1 protein-coding gene is annotated in these 599 nt (G+C 61.9%); it reads right to left on the bottom strand.

Annotated features, from left to right (window positions below):
* Positions 1 to 33: 33 nt before the first annotated feature.
* Positions 34 to 599: ABC transporter permease (locus A3754_RS06735; RefSeq protein WP_156496863.1), on the bottom strand; the 566-nt coding region annotated here is incomplete at its 5' end.

Here is a 599-nt window from a genome sequence, read left to right as displayed (position 1 = left end):
GCGACTCGTGTCTGCGTGTTCCCGGTATGCCGGTCAGCTGCTGGCCGGGGCTTTGTGTGCGGGGGTACCTTTGCCGGGCTGCAATCTCAGATGCCGTCGTATCGTACGCGACAGGGCGTCCACGCCCAGATTGAGCAACACCGTGGCCAGGATCAACAGTGCGGTTCGGTCAAAGCGGAATTCCGCCACACTGGAATCAATATAGAAACCCAGGGTGTGAATGCCAAGAATCCCCAGCACCGCCGTTTCGCGCATGATTACCTCCCAGCGATAGAGCAGGAAAGCGAGCAGGTTGGGGCTGATGCGCGGCAAGACCTCCCAGGCGTAGCGGTTGATCCCGCTGGGCGCGTCCGCCCGCAGGCGCAGGGTCTCACTGAAGCGGCCCGTCAGGTGGGCGACGATGGCGCCGGTATGCAGGGCAAGCGCAAAAATGCCGGGCAACATGGAGGGGCCGAGCAGGATCAGGAAAAAGAAGGCGAGGAAAAACTCCGGCGTGGTGCGCAGCACCACCAGCAGACCATGGCCCAGCGTACGGCTGACCCGGTTACCGAATAACGGTGAGGTGAGGGGAAACAATACCAGTGCCAGTATGCCGGTGA

The sequence above is a fragment of the Alcanivorax sp. HI0083 genome, from assembly GCF_001635175.1.
The sequence above is the reverse complement of the archived record's forward strand: the minus strand, read 5'-3'. Positions and strand labels throughout refer to the sequence as shown.